Origin of the sequence: Cupriavidus necator (assembly GCF_016127575.1) — a bacterium.
GTDB lineage: Bacteria > Pseudomonadota > Gammaproteobacteria > Burkholderiales > Burkholderiaceae > Cupriavidus > Cupriavidus necator_D.
Window position 1 is genome coordinate 2,769,977 of the sequence record NZ_CP066019.1, and the last position, 14,406, is coordinate 2,784,382.

General features: G+C 67.2%; 14 protein-coding genes. 6 read left to right on the forward strand and 8 right to left on the reverse strand.

Features of this window, described 5'->3' with window-relative positions:
- The first annotated feature begins 141 nt into the window (after nt 1-141).
- Nucleotides 142-540 carry a RidA family protein gene (locus I6H87_RS31425; protein ID WP_010810810.1) on the forward strand — a complete coding sequence of 133 codons (399 nt, stop codon included), beginning with the start codon at nt 142-144 and terminating at the stop codon, nt 538-540.
- The gene (locus tag I6H87_RS31430) at nt 537-1,670 is read left to right on the forward strand and encodes an NADH:flavin oxidoreductase (protein ID WP_011617932.1); all 1,134 of its coding nucleotides are present in this window, start codon (nt 537-539) and stop codon (nt 1,668-1,670) included. The genes I6H87_RS31425 and I6H87_RS31430 overlap by 4 nt, the downstream gene beginning before the upstream one ends.
- Nucleotides 1,671-1,684: 14 nt before the next feature.
- Here the strand turns inward: I6H87_RS31430 and I6H87_RS31435 are convergent, their stop codons facing one another.
- Complete coding sequence (locus I6H87_RS31435) at nt 1,685-2,683, reverse strand: AraC family transcriptional regulator (RefSeq protein WP_037024847.1); 999 nt, start codon at nt 2,681-2,683, stop codon at nt 1,685-1,687.
- A gap of 190 nt (nt 2,684-2,873) precedes the next feature.
- Between I6H87_RS31435 and I6H87_RS31440 the strand changes: the two genes are divergently transcribed.
- Genes I6H87_RS31440 through I6H87_RS31450 form a run of 3 tightly spaced genes read left to right on the forward strand, consistent with a single transcriptional unit; the run spans nt 2,874 to nt 6,386 of the window.
- The gene (locus tag I6H87_RS31440) at nt 2,874-3,854 is read left to right on the forward strand and encodes a quinone oxidoreductase family protein (protein WP_010810813.1); all 981 of its coding nucleotides are present in this window, start codon (nt 2,874-2,876) and stop codon (nt 3,852-3,854) included.
- A gap of 25 nt (nt 3,855-3,879) precedes the next feature.
- Nucleotides 3,880-4,728 carry a TauD/TfdA dioxygenase family protein gene (locus tag I6H87_RS31445; RefSeq protein WP_011617934.1) on the forward strand — a complete coding sequence of 283 codons (849 nt, stop codon included), beginning with the start codon at nt 3,880-3,882 and terminating at the stop codon, nt 4,726-4,728.
- 11 nt (nt 4,729-4,739) lie between these two features.
- Nucleotides 4,740-6,386 carry a fatty acid--CoA ligase gene (locus I6H87_RS31450; protein ID WP_011617935.1) on the forward strand — a complete coding sequence of 549 codons (1,647 nt, stop codon included), beginning with the start codon at nt 4,740-4,742 and terminating at the stop codon, nt 6,384-6,386.
- 67 nt (nt 6,387-6,453) lie between these two features.
- Here the strand turns inward: I6H87_RS31450 and I6H87_RS31455 are convergent, their stop codons facing one another.
- From I6H87_RS31455 to I6H87_RS31470, 4 genes are read right to left on the reverse strand one after another with little or no spacing between them, the layout of a single operon-like run.
- Entirely contained in the window at nt 6,454-7,428 is a 975-nt protein-coding gene (locus I6H87_RS31455) for a Bug family tripartite tricarboxylate transporter substrate binding protein (RefSeq protein WP_011617936.1), read from the reverse strand.
- A 53-nt stretch (nt 7,429-7,481) separates the two neighbouring features.
- Nucleotides 7,482-8,198, reverse strand: coding sequence for a DsbA family oxidoreductase (locus I6H87_RS31460; RefSeq protein ID WP_011617937.1), 717 nt, complete (start codon nt 8,196-8,198; stop codon nt 7,482-7,484).
- The gene (locus I6H87_RS31465; protein WP_010810818.1) at nt 8,195-8,395 is read right to left on the reverse strand and encodes a DUF1289 domain-containing protein; all 201 of its coding nucleotides are present in this window, start codon (nt 8,393-8,395) and stop codon (nt 8,195-8,197) included. Before I6H87_RS31465 ends, I6H87_RS31460 begins: the two co-directional genes overlap by 4 nt.
- Before the next feature lie 58 nt (nt 8,396-8,453).
- Nucleotides 8,454-9,512 carry a beta-keto acid cleavage family enzyme gene (locus I6H87_RS31470; protein WP_010810819.1) on the reverse strand — a complete coding sequence of 353 codons (1,059 nt, stop codon included), beginning with the start codon at nt 9,510-9,512 and terminating at the stop codon, nt 8,454-8,456.
- A 116-nt stretch (nt 9,513-9,628) separates the two neighbouring features.
- On the opposite strand from I6H87_RS31470, the gene I6H87_RS31475 reads away from it, so the two are divergent.
- Nucleotides 9,629-10,630, forward strand: a complete 1,002-nt coding sequence (locus I6H87_RS31475) for an AraC family transcriptional regulator (RefSeq protein WP_010810820.1) — start codon at nt 9,629-9,631, stop codon at nt 10,628-10,630.
- 568 nt (nt 10,631-11,198) lie between these two features.
- On the opposite strand, the gene I6H87_RS31480 is transcribed toward I6H87_RS31475, so the two are convergent.
- The 3 genes from I6H87_RS31480 to I6H87_RS31490 form a co-directional block, all read right to left on the reverse strand.
- The gene (locus I6H87_RS31480; RefSeq protein ID WP_010811200.1) at nt 11,199-12,362 is read right to left on the reverse strand and encodes a porin; all 1,164 of its coding nucleotides are present in this window, start codon (nt 12,360-12,362) and stop codon (nt 11,199-11,201) included.
- Nucleotides 12,363-12,429: 67 nt separating this feature from the next.
- Nucleotides 12,430-13,020 carry an RBBP9/YdeN family alpha/beta hydrolase gene (locus tag I6H87_RS31485; RefSeq protein WP_011617938.1) on the reverse strand — a complete coding sequence of 197 codons (591 nt, stop codon included), beginning with the start codon at nt 13,018-13,020 and terminating at the stop codon, nt 12,430-12,432.
- A 17-nt stretch (nt 13,021-13,037) separates the two neighbouring features.
- Nucleotides 13,038-14,378, reverse strand: a complete 1,341-nt coding sequence (locus tag I6H87_RS31490; protein ID WP_011617939.1) for an MFS transporter — start codon at nt 14,376-14,378, stop codon at nt 13,038-13,040.
- Nucleotides 14,379-14,406: the final 28 nt, after the last annotated feature.

Below are 14,406 nucleotides of genomic sequence, written 5' to 3' on the forward strand. Positions count from 1 at the left end.
CCCCTTAGATGAGATGTATTCATGTGTCGACTGAAAAGCGACCATTTGTCGCGGCCTGATCTCCGCTCCGATACTTGACCTATCTGATCGGCCACCCAGGCGACCAGGTGAATTCTACTAAATCATCTACCGGAGTCAGCAATGCTACTGGAACAAGTCCACACCCAACCCGACCCTTATGCTCCCTATCTGCTTTCGCAAGCCATCCGGGCCGGCGGCTTCCTCTTTGTCTCCGGCCAGGCCGGGGTCGGCGACGATGGCGCCATCGTGGGCCGTGACGACTTCGATGCCCAGGCCGAGCAGGCGTTCAGCAACCTCAGGCGCGCGCTGCAGGCGGGCGGCTCGGGGCTGGACCGCGTGGTGAAGGTGACGATCTTCCTGACCTCGATGGCACACTTCCCGAAGATCGTCGCACTGCGCCGCAAGTGGTTCTCTGCCCCCTATCCGGCCGACACCATCGTCGAGGTCTCGGCGCTCTACTCGCCGGACGCGAAGATCGAGATCGAAGCCATCGCCCTGGCCGCAGAAGCTGCGCGATGACCACGCCCGCCGCGCCCTCACTGTTCGATACGCTGGCCCTGAACGGCGTGCCGCTGCGCAACCGGCTCGCGGTGGCGCCGATGACGCGCATCAGCGCCACCGCCGCAGGCGTTCCCACCGAGGCCATGACGCGCTACTACGCAGGCTTTGCCCGCGGCGGCTTTGGCCTCATCGTCACGGAGGGTATCTATACCGACCGTGCCTATACCCAGGGCTATGCCGGCCAGCCCGGTTTGACGGATGCGCAGCAAGTGGCCGCGTGGCGCCAGGTGGTTGCCGCGGTCCACCAGCAGGGCGGGCGCATCGTGGCCCAGCTGATGCACGCCGGTGCGCTGTCGCAGGCCAACCGCTTCCGCGACCACACGGTCGGGCCCTCGGCGGTGCAGCCCAAGGGGCTGCAAATGACCGTGTATGCCGGCAAGGGTCCATACCGGATGCCGCGCGCCATGGAAGAGGCGGACATCCTGCAGGCCATCGAAGGCTTTGCGCAGGCCGCCCGGCTGGCCCGTGACGCGGGTTTCGACGGCGTTGAAATCCACGGTGCCAATGGCTATCTGCTGGATCAGTTCCTGACGAGCTATACGAATCAACGCCAGGACGCCTGGGGCGGCAGCATCGCACAGCGCATGCGCCTGCCGCTGGAAACCGTCCGCGCGGTGCGCGTTGCCGTGGGAGCTGGCTTCCCCGTCGGCGTGCGCATCTCGCAAGGCAAGGTCAATGATTTCGTCCACAAGTGGCCGGAAGGCGCGGAAGGCGCGGCCGCCGTTTTCTCCGCGCTCGCGGCAAGCAGCGTGGACTACCTCCACGTGACGGAGCACGAAGCATGGCAGCCCGCCTTCGCGGACGACGGCGCGACGCTGGTGCAGCTTGCACGCCGTGCCGCGCCCGGGCTCACGATCATGGCCAACGGCAGCCTGCATGAGCCATCGCGCGCGGCCAGCCTGCTGGACGATGGCGCGACGCTGGTCGCGCTCGGACGCGGCGCCCTTGCGAATCCGGACTGGCCGGTGCTGGTGCGCGAGGGACAGCCGGTGCGGCCGTTCGATGCGGCCGTCCTCGCGCCGCTGGGCAATATCAAGGATGCCGAGCAGGCGCTGCGCGAAGCACGCGCGACGGTGACGCCAGGCTGACGGCATCGCCCGCGCTAGCGTTGCGCGTGATCCCTGCGCCAGCTGGCCGGCGCCATCCCGAACTGCGCAGAAAACCACCGGGTAAAGGAGCTGGCCGACCCATACCCCAGCAACTGCGACACCCGCAGCAGCGAATAGCGCGGGTTCTCCACGTACCGTCGCGCCAGTTCACGCCGCACGTCGTTCAGGATCTCAGTAAAGGTCTCGCCCGCGTCGTCGAGCTGGCGCTGCATGGTGCGCAGGCTCAGGCCCAGGCCCTCCGCCACGGCCTCGCAGGTGGCGCGGCCCATTGGCAGCATCAGGTAGATGGCGGCGCGCACTTCATGGCCGATGGACTGCGGGTTGGCGCGCGGCAGCGTGTCGATGAACTGCTGTGCGTAGCGTGCCATGACCGGATCCGCCGTCGGGTTCGGCGCGTCGAGGTCGGCCGCGCGGCAGATGATGCCATTGCAGTCCGCGTTGAACTCCAGCGGGCAACCGAACAGGCGGCGATGGATGCGCAGGTCGGCCGGCGGCGCATGCGTGAAGCTCACGCCGATCGGCTGCCAGCGCGGACCCAGCAGCAGCGCGCACATGCGGAAGACGACGCCGATGGCCAGCTCGGTGGCCTGCCGCGAGGGCGCGTCGCTGAGCACTTCCTGCCGGATGACCACGGCGCTGCCGGCATCCTCGAGCAACAGCGCCACCGAGTCATTGACCAGGTGCCGGTAGCGGATGGTGGTGGCAAGCGCGGCGCGCAGCGTGGGCTGCTGGCTGATCAAGAGGCTCATCACGCCAAAGTCCGACAGCTGGCGCGACTCCGCCATGCGCAGCCCGAAGGTCGGGCAGGCCGAGGCCTGCGCGGCGGCTTCCAGCAGCGCCACGCAGGCGCTGAGCGGGACGCGCTGGTCGGGATCGTCCAGCCAGGCCCGCCGCAGTCGCGCCTGGCGCAGCAACGGCTGCGGATCCAGGCCGAGGTCGCGCGAAACCTCGAGGAAGTTGGTTAGTGCGGCAGCACGTATCAGGGTTTCCAAGCCAGCGTTGCCTTGCGATGAGATGTCAGTCGGGGGCGCGGTCTGCCCGCCGCAGCAGCGATCATAGGGCCGCATGGCATGAAATGCAAAGTCATCGGGAGCCAATGCAAAGCCGGCCGGGGCAGCAATCTCTACAGTTCCCTGCAGCTGCAGCGTGTTCTGCACCAACCAGACTCCAGGAGACAAGACCATGGCAAACGTTGTCCGCATGTACGAGACCGGCGGCCCCGAAGTGCTTCGCTATGAACACATGGAAGTGGGCGATCCGGGCCCCGGACAGGTCCGCATCCGCCACGTCGCAGTGGGACTGAACTACGCCGACACCTACTTCCGCAATGGCACCTATCCCGTGCCGCTGCCCAGCGGCATGGGCGTGGAAGCCGCCGGCGTGGTGGTATCCGTCGGCCCGGGCGTGACCAACGTGGCGGCGGGCGACCGCGTCACCTACACCGGCTTCGTCAACACGCTGGGCGCCTACAGCACCGAGCGCCTGGTACCGGCCGCGCCGCTGATCCGCCTGCCCGAGAGCATTGCCTTCGAAACCGCCGCGGCCATGACCATGCGCGGGCTGACCTCGGCCTACCTGATGCGCCGCATCTATCCGTTCAGCCAGGGCGACACCATCCTGCTGCACGCCGCGGCGGGCGGGGTCGGGCTGATCGTGTCGCAGTGGGCCAAGCTGCTGGGCCTGACGGTGATCGGCACGGTGTCCACCGAAGCCAAGGCCGAAGTGGCGCGTGCGCACGGCTGCGACCACATCATCCAGTACACCCGCGAAGACGTAGCCAAGCGCGTGCGCGAGCTGACCGACGGCGTGGGGGTCTCGGTGGTATTCGACAGCGTCGGCAAGACCACCTTCATGGCGTCGCTGGATTCGCTCAAGCGGCGCGGCACCATGGTGTGCGTGGGCACCGCATCGGGCCCGATTCCGCCGTTCGACCCCGTGCTGCTGGCGATGAAGGGATCGCTGTTCCTGACGCGCCCGGCGCTGGCCGACTACATCGCCGACCCTGCGGAGAAGCAAGCGCTGGCGGGCGAGCTGTTCGACCACGTGGGCGCGGGCCGCATCCGCATCGGCATCAACCAGCGCTATGCGCTGGAAGACGCGGTCCAGGCGCACCAGGACCTGGAGGCGCGCCGTACCACCGGCTCGTCGATCTTCGTCATCTGAGAACAACAACAGAGGAGACCACACCATGCATGCAGAACCCCTGACCTGCACCATTGGCGCCGAACTGAGCGGCGTCAGCCTGGCCGATGCATCACGCGACGCCGGCCTGTTCACCGAGATCAAGGCGCTGCTGCTGCAGCACAAGGTGCTGTTCCTGCGCGACCAGGACATCACCCGCGCCGAACACGTTGCCTTTGCCCGCCGCTTCGGCGAACTGGAAGACCACCCGGTGGTAGGCAGCGACCCGGAGCACCCGGGCCTGGTGCAGATCTACAAGTCGCCCGACAGCAAGGTCGAGCACTACGAGAACTCGTTCCATTGCGACGCCACCTGGCGCCAGGCGCCGCCGATGGGCTGCGTGCTGCGCTGCGTGGAAACGCCGGCAGTGGGCGGCGACACCATCTGGGTGAACATGGGCGAGGCGTACCGCCGCCTGCCGCAGGACATCAAGGCCCGCATCGAAGGCCTGCGCGCCAAGCACAGCATCGAACACACCTTCGGCGCCAATATGCCGCCGGAGAAGCGTGCCGCGCTGGCGGCGCAGTTCCCGATGGTGGAGCATCCCGTGGTGCGCACCCACCCGGAGACGGGCGAGAAGGTCCTGTTCGTCAACGCCTTCACCTCGCACTTTGCCAACTACCACCGCGACGACGTGGTCCGCTTCGGCAAGGATTTCATGCCCGGCGCCGGCGATCTGCTGCACTACCTGTGCGCGCAGGCGGAGATCCCGGAGTACCAGGTGCGCTGGCGCTGGAAGAAGAACAGCGTGGCGATCTGGGACAACCGCTGCACCCAGCATTACGCAGTGCAGGACTATGCGCCCACGGTGCGCAAAATGGAGCGCGCCGGCATCATCGGCGACGTGCCGTTCTGACGGAGGCAGACATGCAACCAAACCTTGTGCCTGCGGCGCCGCAGGCTTATGCCTATCCCTTGCTCGTCAGGCAACTGCTGCTCAATTCGCTGTCGCTCTACGGCGACCAGCAGATCACGTACCGCGGGCAACTGCGCCATAGCTATCGCGACTTCCACCGGCGTGTCGGCCGGCTGGCTTCAGCGCTGGCGGCGCAGGGGGTGGCGCACGGCACCACCGTGGCGGTGATGGACTGGGACAGCCACCGCTACCTGGAATGCTATTTCGGCGTGCCGATGATGGGCGCGACGCTGTTCACGGTCAACGTGCGGCTGTCGGCGCAGCAAATCCTGTACACGCTGAACGATTCCGGCGCCGAGGTGGTGCTGCTCCATCCCGACTTCCTGCCGGTGATGGAAGAGATCCGCGGCCAGCTGACCAGCGTGCGCAGCTTTGTCCTGCTGGCCGACGGCCAGCACGTGCCGCCGACATCTCTGCCGTTCTGCGGCGAGTACGAGACGCTGCTGAGCGCGGCCTCGCCCGACTTCGACTTCCCCGAGTTCGACGAGAACACCCGCGCCGCCACCTTCTACACGACGGGCACCACCGGCGATCCCAAGGGCGTGTGCTACAGCCATCGCGATATCGTGCTGCATGCGCTGGCCTCGGCCACCAGCCTGTGCGCGCCGCGCGAAGGACAGCGCCTGCATCGGGAAGACGTCTACATGCCGATCACGCCGATGTTCCACGTGCTCGCCTGGGGCATCCCGTATGTCGCGGTCATGCTCGGGCTGCGCATCGTGCTGCCGGGGCGCTATGCGCCGGACATGCTGCTGCAGTTGCGCGAGACCGAGCGGGTCACGTTCTCGCACTGCGTGCCGACCTTGCTGCAGATGCTGTTGCAGGCGGCGCAGGCAAGCGGCCAGGACTTGTCGGGCTGGAAGCTCATCATCGGCGGCTCGGCGCTGCCGCCGGCGTTGTGCGAGGCTGCCCTCGAGCGCGGCATGGATGTGTTTGCCGGCTATGGCATGTCGGAGACCGGCCCCATCGTCGCGCTGGCACAGTTGCCGCCAGGCGACGCACATCGCGACCATGAGACCGAAGTGCGCATGCGCTGCTCGACGGGGCGGCCGGTGGCGATGGTGGACTTCCGCCTGGTGGATGAATCGATGCACGAGGTGCCGCGCGACGGCCAGGCGCGCGGCGAGATCGTGCTGCGCGCACCGTTCCTGACCAGGGCATACCATGGCAAGCCCGAGGCATCGGCCGAGCTGTGGGCCGGCGGCTACCTGCATACGCAGGACATCGCGGTAATGGGGGCCGACGGCTTCGTGCAGATCGTCGACCGGATCAAGGACGTGATCAAGACCGGCGGCGAATGGGTCTCGTCGATCGAGGTCGAGAGCCTGGTCACGCAGGTGCCGGGCGTGCAGGAGTGCGCGGTCATCGGCGTGCCGGACGCCAGGTGGGGCGAGCGGCCGATGGCATTCGTGGTGCGCAAGCCTGGCACAACGGTGACCGCGGATACGATTCGTACGTCGCTGCTGGCGCGCGTCGAGGCCAACCGGCTCAGCAAATATGCGGTGCCGGAATCCGAGCGGATCCTGTTTGTCGACGAGATCCCGAAGACCAGCGTCGGCAAGATCGACAAGAAGCGCTTGCGCAGCACCGGCGCCTGAGCCGGCAGCAGGAAGAAGAAAGGGCAGCCTCGGATGAGGCTGCCCTTTTGCGTTGCCGGGAACTGACTCAGGGCTGGATATTGAACGCCTTGACGATGCCGGCATTGCGCTCGAACTCCGTGCGCACTGATTCGCTCAGTTGCGGCAGGGGCTGCGCCGGCAGCGGCTCATAACCGAGCGCCTCCATGCGGTCACGCACCTTGGCAGAAGCCGCGGCCTTGTAGGCAGCCGCGTGGACCTTCTCGGCCAGTTCGGGCGACAGCTTCGACGACGCAATCACGCCCACCCAGTTGCTGAACTCCATGTCGGGGTAACCCATTTCCGCAAAGGTTGGCACCTGCGGCAGCAGCGCCGAGCGGCTCTTCGACGCCACGGCATAGACCTGCACCTTGCCGGCACGGATCATCGGCAGCGAGGTCACCATGCCGTCGTACATCACGGCAATCTGATTGCCCATCACCTGCGTCAGCGCCGGCGCGGAACCGGCAAAGGGCACATGCTGCAAGTCCAGCCCGGCCTTCTGGTTCATGATCATGCCCGCGTAGTGCGAAGCGGTGCCGGCGCTGTACGAAGCAAAGCTGAGCTTGCCCGGATTGGCCCGGGCGTAGCTGACCAGGCCCTTCAGGTCCTTGGCCGGCAGGCCAGGCGCGCCAATCATCACCATGCGCGAACGCGCCACGGCGGCGACGGGCCTGACGTCTTTCAGCGGGTCGAACGGCTGCTTGAGCACATGCGGGATCTCGGTCAGCACATTGCTGGCGGTGACCATGATGGTCTGGCCATCAGCGGGCGCGGCCAGCATGGTAGTGATGGCAATGCCGCCGCCGGCGCCCGGCTTGTTGTCGACCACCACGGGGTGGCCAAGGTCGGCCGACAGCTGGTCTGCCAGCAGGCGCGCGAGCACGTCCATGGTGCCGCCCGCGGGGGCGGGCACCAGCATCCGGACCGGCTTGCTGGTCCAGGCCATGGCAGCGGGAGCCGCCAGCGCCAGGCCGGCCGCCACGGCGGCGATACGCAGCAGGAATGAAGGGTGGGTGGGCATGTTGTCTCCGTTATGTAGTATGGATCTTCTGTCCAGCATTGCCGGGCGCGGCGTCACCGGGCGGTGAGCGCGATGCCTGGCGGGGGTGGGGAAGCGGGAGACGCGCGGGCCAGCGCCCGCAGCATTGCCTCCAGCAAGGCACGCGGCGGCCTGGCGCCAGCGATCGGCGGCGCACCGTTGATCACAAAGCGCGGCACGCCCAGGCCGGGATTGGGTAGCGGCACATCCTCGCCATGCAGCGGCGGCAGCCATGCCAGGTCTTGCACAGTGGCCGGTGCCGCCGCTTGCGGCATCGGCATGCCGGAGGCGATCGCCGCGGCGTGCAGCACGCGTGGATCGCCGAGGTCCTCGCCGCGCAGGAAGTACTCTTCAAACAATCGGTCGATCAGCACGGATGCGGCCGCCTCGCCACCAGCCTGGCGCGCATACCGGATCAGGCGATGCGCAAGCACGGTGTTGGGCAGCACTTCGATGCGGTCAAGTTCCAGCGTGATGCCGGCCTCGCGCGCCGCGGCGCATACCTGCGCCTGCCGCAGCGCCACGGCTTCGGCGCTGCCAAGCCGCGCCAGGCTGAACTTGCGATAGGGGATGCCGGCAGGCGGCAGCGTCGGAAACAGGAGAGAGCTGCGCCATTCGACCGTGACCGCTACATCGGGCCGTTGCTGGGCCAGCTGCGCCAGCGCCGTTTCAAGATGGCGCTTGCCGATCATGCACCAGGGGCAGACCAGGTCGAACCCGACCTGGATGAAGAGGGAGACAGGCTGGTTCATGGCAGAGCGCCCGTAGCGGCACGCTGCCCGCGGCGGGCCGGCGCCGCCGCCAGCACTTGCGCACGCTCCGCCTCGCTCATCTGCGCCCAGCGCCCGATTTCCAGCCGTGTCCTGGCGCAGCCCTGGCAATAGCGGTTGGCGAGGTCCATGCGGCAGATGTTGATGCAGGGATTGGCGAGGGCGTCAGGGTGATGCATCACGAACTCCGGTAGTGCATGGCAAGGGCCGGCCGGTATGCCGGCCCTGTGGCCAGGGTCAGGCCGCCGCGCGCAGCGGCAGGTTCTTCTGCCCCGCCTTGCGGTTGGGCGCCATGCCATTGGCTTCCAGCGTGGCGTCGGCGCTGTCGTACCAGGTGCCGATGCGGTAGATCTCGCGGGCTTCCTTGCCCGATGCGATCTCGCGGCCCAGTTCATGCGCCACGCGCACGCACTGCTCGATCTGCTGCACCGAGGTCATGCGGTTGCCGTGCTGGTCGATGATGGTGTCTTCGATGCCGCAGCGCGGGTGCAGGCCCATCGCCATCGCCATCATGTTGAACGGCAGCACGTTCTTCAGCAGCGACTCGGCGGTCAGCGTGCAGCCGTCCGGCGCGCGGTGCACGAAGTTGAAGAAGTTGAACGGGTTGGGGCCGTCGAAGCCGCCGCCGATGCCGATCCAGGTCAGGTTCAGCGGGCCGGTGTAGACGCCGGCGCGCACCAGCCGCTCCAGCGTTTCCAGCGCGTGCATGCCGGTCAGCTGGAAATGCGGCTGGATGCCCGAGGCCTGCAGCCGGCGCAGGTGCTCTTCCACCCAGCCCGGGCCGGCCGGCACGGTCATTTCGCGATAGGCGGCCTGGTAGGCCGGGTGTTCCAGCGAGGTGCCCTTCAGGTATTCCGGATAGAGCAACTCCATGATGTTCATCTGCGTGGTGTTGATCGCCACGGTCACCTGGTCGGGCTTGGGCTCCAGCTCCGCCAGCATGTGGCGGGTGTCGTCGGACAGCCACTTGGCCGCCTGGCCGTCGTCTTCCGGCGCAAACGAGATCGAGCCGCCCACCTGGATGATCATGTCCGGCACCGCGGCGCGCACGCCGGCGATCAGCTCGTTGAACTTGGACAAGCGCTTGGAGCCCTTGCCGTCCAGTTCGCGCACGTGCAGGTGCAGCACCGTGGCGCCGGCGTTGTAGCAGTCCACGGCTTTCTGGACCTGCTCTTCCATGGTGACGGGGATGTCTTCGGGAAAGTCCTGCGGCATCCATTCCGGGCCATAGGGCGCAACGGTGATCACCACCTTGTCCATGTTTTCGGGGTGCAGGGAATCGTCAAGGAATTGCATGGATGGCTCCGGTTGGTTAGTGGTTGGAGTATCGGTGAACGACCGGCCGCGATTTGACGATTGGGGACATCCGATTTACATTTCGGGACACTCAGGGAAAGCACGGAATCCGCCCAATGTCCTACTATCTGCGCAGCGCCAGCCTGACCAATTACGTGGAAGTCGCGCGTTCGCTGGGGCTCGATCCGTACCAGCAACTGAGGGCGGCAAAGATCAACCGCTCGGTCCTGCTCGATCCCGATATCCGCATCCCCGCGGCCTCGGTCGGCCGCTTGCTGGATGCGTCGGCACACGCCACCGGGGCCGACGATTTCGGCCTGCGCATGGCCGAGCTGCGCGAGTTCTCCAACCTCGGCCCGCTCGCCTTCGTGGTGCGTGAAGAGCCCACGCTGCGCCGCGCGCTGGAGTCGATGGTCCGCTACATGGGCCTGCAGAATGAATCGCTGTCGATGCGTATCGAAGACAGCGATGAACTGGTGATGATCCGGCTGCAGGTGCTCACCGAAGCGCCGGGCACCTTGCGGCAGGCCGCCGACCTCGCGGTCGGCGTGGTGTTCCGGATGCTGAGGCTGTTCCTGGGGCAGTCCTGGCGGCCGCGCAGCATCTGCTTCACCCACCCCGCGCCGGCCAACGCGGCCACGTTTTCACGCGTGTTCGGCATGCCCTGCACCTTCAACCAGGATTTCGACGGCATCGTCTGCCTGGCCTCGGACCTGGAGGCGCCGTTGCCGTCGTATGACCCGGTGATGGCGCAGCAGGTGAAGCACTATCTCGGCACGCTGCTGGCGCAGTCGACCGCGGCGACCATGTCGGACATGGTGCGCAAGCTGGTCTATGCGCTGCTGCCCACCGGACTGTGCTCGGTCGAACGCGTGGCCCAGCACCTGAGCGTCGACCGGCGCACCGTGCATCGGCGGCTCGGGCAGGAACATACGACCTACTCCGACATCCTTGCCGAGGCCCGTGCCGACCTGGTAATCCGCTACCTGGAGAACCGCGAGCGTCCGCTGTCGGAAGTGGCCGCGCTGCTGGGGTTTTCGTCGCTGAGCGCGTTCTCGCGGTGGTTCAGCGGGCGTTTTGGGCGCAGCGTGTCGGCATGGCGGGCGCAGGCGGGGTAATAGAGGAAAGGTTCTTTGCGAATTTGAGGGTGGTGGCTGTTGGCGGGTGTGGTTGATTGGGCTGTCGCTACGCGGTCGGTTGTCGTTCTTGACTAGCGTGGCTGTTTCGCCGGCGTAGCCGGCGACCTACTTCTTGTCCAAGCGACAAGAAGTAGGCAAGAAGCGCGTCGCCTATGCGGCTGGCAATCAATTACGCGGCGTCGGTCATATGGGCGGCGGTGCTTGCCGTTTGGATGTGATCGCGGTTCGACCCTGCTACGCCATGTGAGTCAGGGACAGTGCCTGCGATAACCGGCTTTTGAACGATCCCCAAGTCGGGCGGTGGCCCGCGCTCTCGAGCGATATCGCATCAACGCCTTCGGCTGCGCTCCGCGCAAGCGCCCAATGACCGTCAACGCATTTTGAGCCTGCGCAGCAGCCGTAGGCGTCCCCGCGATGCGGCTGGCAGCAGGCGGCCTACGCTTTTTGTCGCTCGGACAAAAAGTGACTCGCCGGCTAAGCCGGCGAAACAGCCACGTATGCCAAGAACGACAACCGACCGCATGGCAACAATCCAACTGCAGCCAACTCAAAACTTGTGCCGCATCCCCAAAGCCACGCCAACCATGCTGCGCTGCCCGTTGGCCGCCGCATAGCTGTTGCCCAACGACAGGCTGTTGGCATAGACCGTGGCCAGCGACTCCAGCATCAGCCCGGCATTGCGAGCATAGGCCGTAGACAGGTACACATCCGTGCGCCGCGAGAACGCATAGTTGGCAACAAAAGCAAGCTGCCACGGATTGGCGACCTGCGTATTGCCGAACAGGCTCCTGACATTGTCATAGTTGTACTCCAGCGTCAGCCCCACGGCGGGGGTGACCTGGTAGTTGGCGCCGATCCAGTAATAGTCATCGCGCTGGATCACCACGTCAGCGGCATTCTTGTTCTGACCCCAGCGATAGCCCCCCATGATCTTGGCCGGACCGAAGGCATAGCTCGCCGCCACGACCGCCTTGCGCACGGTGCCATTGCTGGTGCCGATGGTGGGGTTCCACTGGTCATAGCCAATAGTGGCGCCGAACGGCCCGGTGCCATATGCCAGCGAGGCCCCGTAGGCGGTGTCACGCCGGAACTGTCCGGGCACTTCGCCATTGCCGCCGATCGGCGTGGCAATGCCAACCGTTTGCGGCAGCGCCAGCCCGGCGCCGAACGACCAGTGCGCGCGCGCCGTCAGCGGGCCGAACTGGCCGGTGTACTTGACCGTGTTGTCCTCGCGGAAATTGGCGCCCGCCTGCAGCACCACCGGTTCATATTGCGTGGCGTAGGCAGTAGGCGAGAAGTTCGCCAGCGCTTCAAAGATCGACGTGTACTGGCGGCCCAGGCTGAGCTGGCCGATGCCGGCGCGCTGCAGCGCGACAAAGGCCTGGCGGCCGAACAGGCGGCCGCTCTGCTGCATGGTGCCGCTGTCCAGGCTGAAGCCGCTTTCCAGCACGAACGACGCCTGCCATCCCGCACCAAGATCTTCCGCGCCGCGCAGGCCCCAGCGCGACCCGGACAGCCCGCCCGAGGCCATGCGGAACACCTTGTCGCCTGGCCCCGGGTTGAAGCCGTTGGTGGCAACCGGCACAGCGCCGACGCGGTTCACGTACTCGACATTGACGTCCGCCACGCCATACAGCGTGACCGACGATTGCGCGGCGGCCGCCAGCGGACAGCCCAGCATCAGGGCCATGACGGTGCTTCTGGTTTTCATTTTTCTCCTCCTTGATTGCCCGGCCTTTGCGGCCGGATTCTTTTGTTGTGCCGCGGATGCGGCGAGGTCACGAATCGCGCGTGACCAGGGTGCCCAGTTCCGCCAGCAAGTCATGGGCACGCGGCCACGGGCCGTAGCCCGCGGCAGGGTTGAGGTGGCCGACGTTGCCCAGGTCCACCAGCCGGCCGCCCCATGCGGCGGCCATCTCCGCGACGCGCGCATGGCTGGCCAAAGGGTCGTTGCCGCTGGCAGCAACCAAAGTTGGGAACGGCAGGGGCGCGAGCGGCGTCGGCAGCCAGCCCCCCTGCACCAGCGCGTCCGGCGCCGGATAGCCGGGCGGCAGCGGCTGCGCGAAATCCGGCGGCGTCACCAGCAGCGCGCCCAGGATCTGGCGCTGGTGCCGTGCCGCCCAGTGCACGGTGATCATCACGCCGGCGCTGTGCGCGACCAGCACGACCGGCTTGTCGATGTCCGCCAGTTCCGCATCGAGTGCAGCGACGCGAGCCGCGCAGCTGAGCTTGTCGTGCTCCAGCGGCGGCACGCAGCGGACGTCGTGCCCCTGCGCCTGCAGTTCGGCTTGCAGCAGCGTTTGCCAGTGCTCGGCGACGTGGTCGCGCAGGCCCGGCACCATCAGGACAGTGTGGGTGGTAGCAGTCATGGTCGGATTGGAAAGAGTCAGGCAGGAATAACGTGAGGCACAGCGTGGCCATCCAGGCGGCGCAGGTCCGCCGCGTAATGCCGGCGACCGAGGCAGAACAGCAGGGCCGCGGCCGCACCGGCCAGCGGAATCCATTGCAGCGCGCCGGTCAGGCCGATGTGGTCGGCCAGCACGCCGGTCAGGAACGGGCCTGGTGCCAGCCCCAGCAGGTTGTTGATCAGGGTCAGCGTGGCAAACGCGGTCGCATGGATGGCAGGCCGCGTCAGGTTGGCCACCATCGCACTGGCGGGGCCGGCGGTGCCGCCCACCACCAGCATGCCCGCGCCGATCAGCACCAGCTGCGCGTGGCCCGCGGGCAGCCGGAACGCCGTCATCAGCAAGACGCAGCAAATCACGCTGTAGGCGATGGCCATCTGCCATTTGCGCGCGGGCACGCGCCGCGCCACGCGGTCGGTCAGCGCACCGCAGGCCACCATGCCTACGCCGGCCATCAGCACCAGCATTGCCGCGGCCACGCCGGCGCGCCCGGTCGCCATGCCGTAGTCGCGCGACAGGAAGCTGGGCAGCCAGCCCAGCAGCGCCGCCATCACCAGCAGCTGCAGCGCACTTCCCGCGCAGGCGCAGAGCATGGAAGGCACCGTCAGCAGCTCGCGTACGATCCGGCGCGGCTCCAGTTGCCGGGCCGAGGCCGCGGCGTCGCCGTTGGCCGCGCCCACGCGTTGCTGGAGCCCGCGCAGCCGATGCTCGCTGATCGTCAGGTAGTAGAGCGCCACCATCACCAGGCCGAAGCCGGCGATCCCGGCAAAGGCGATGCGCCAGCCAAAATGGGCCGACAGAACGCCGCCCAGCCCCATGCCAAGCACCGAGCCGAACGCGCCGCCGGCAATGAATGCCGCGCTGAGGCTGGCGCGCAGATGGCGCGGGAACACCGACACCACCACCGCGATACCCACGCTGCCATAGGCCGCCTCGCCGATGCCGACGCAAAGCCGCGCCAGGAACATCTGGCCGAAGCTGTCCGCCACCGCGCAGCCCAGCGTGGCCAGGCTCCACAGCGCCGCCATCAGGATCAGGCTGCGCACGCGTCCCCAGCGGTCGGCCAGCAGCGACAGCGGAATCGCGAGCACGCCCACCATCAGCGCCACCACGCCGCCGAGCGCGCCCAGCTCTGTATCACCGAGCTGCCATTCGGCCTTCAGCAGCGGAAACACCGCGTTGAGCACCTGGCGCGACATATAGTCCGACAGCAGCAGCGCGAACGTCAGCGCAAAGACGAGCCACGCATAGCGCGCTCCGGCAACAGCCGGCAGGGCCGGCGTGGCCGGCTCTGCGGCAAGGGCAAGGCGAGGTCTGGACATGGGCGTCTCCGGAAGCAGACCGGCGGTC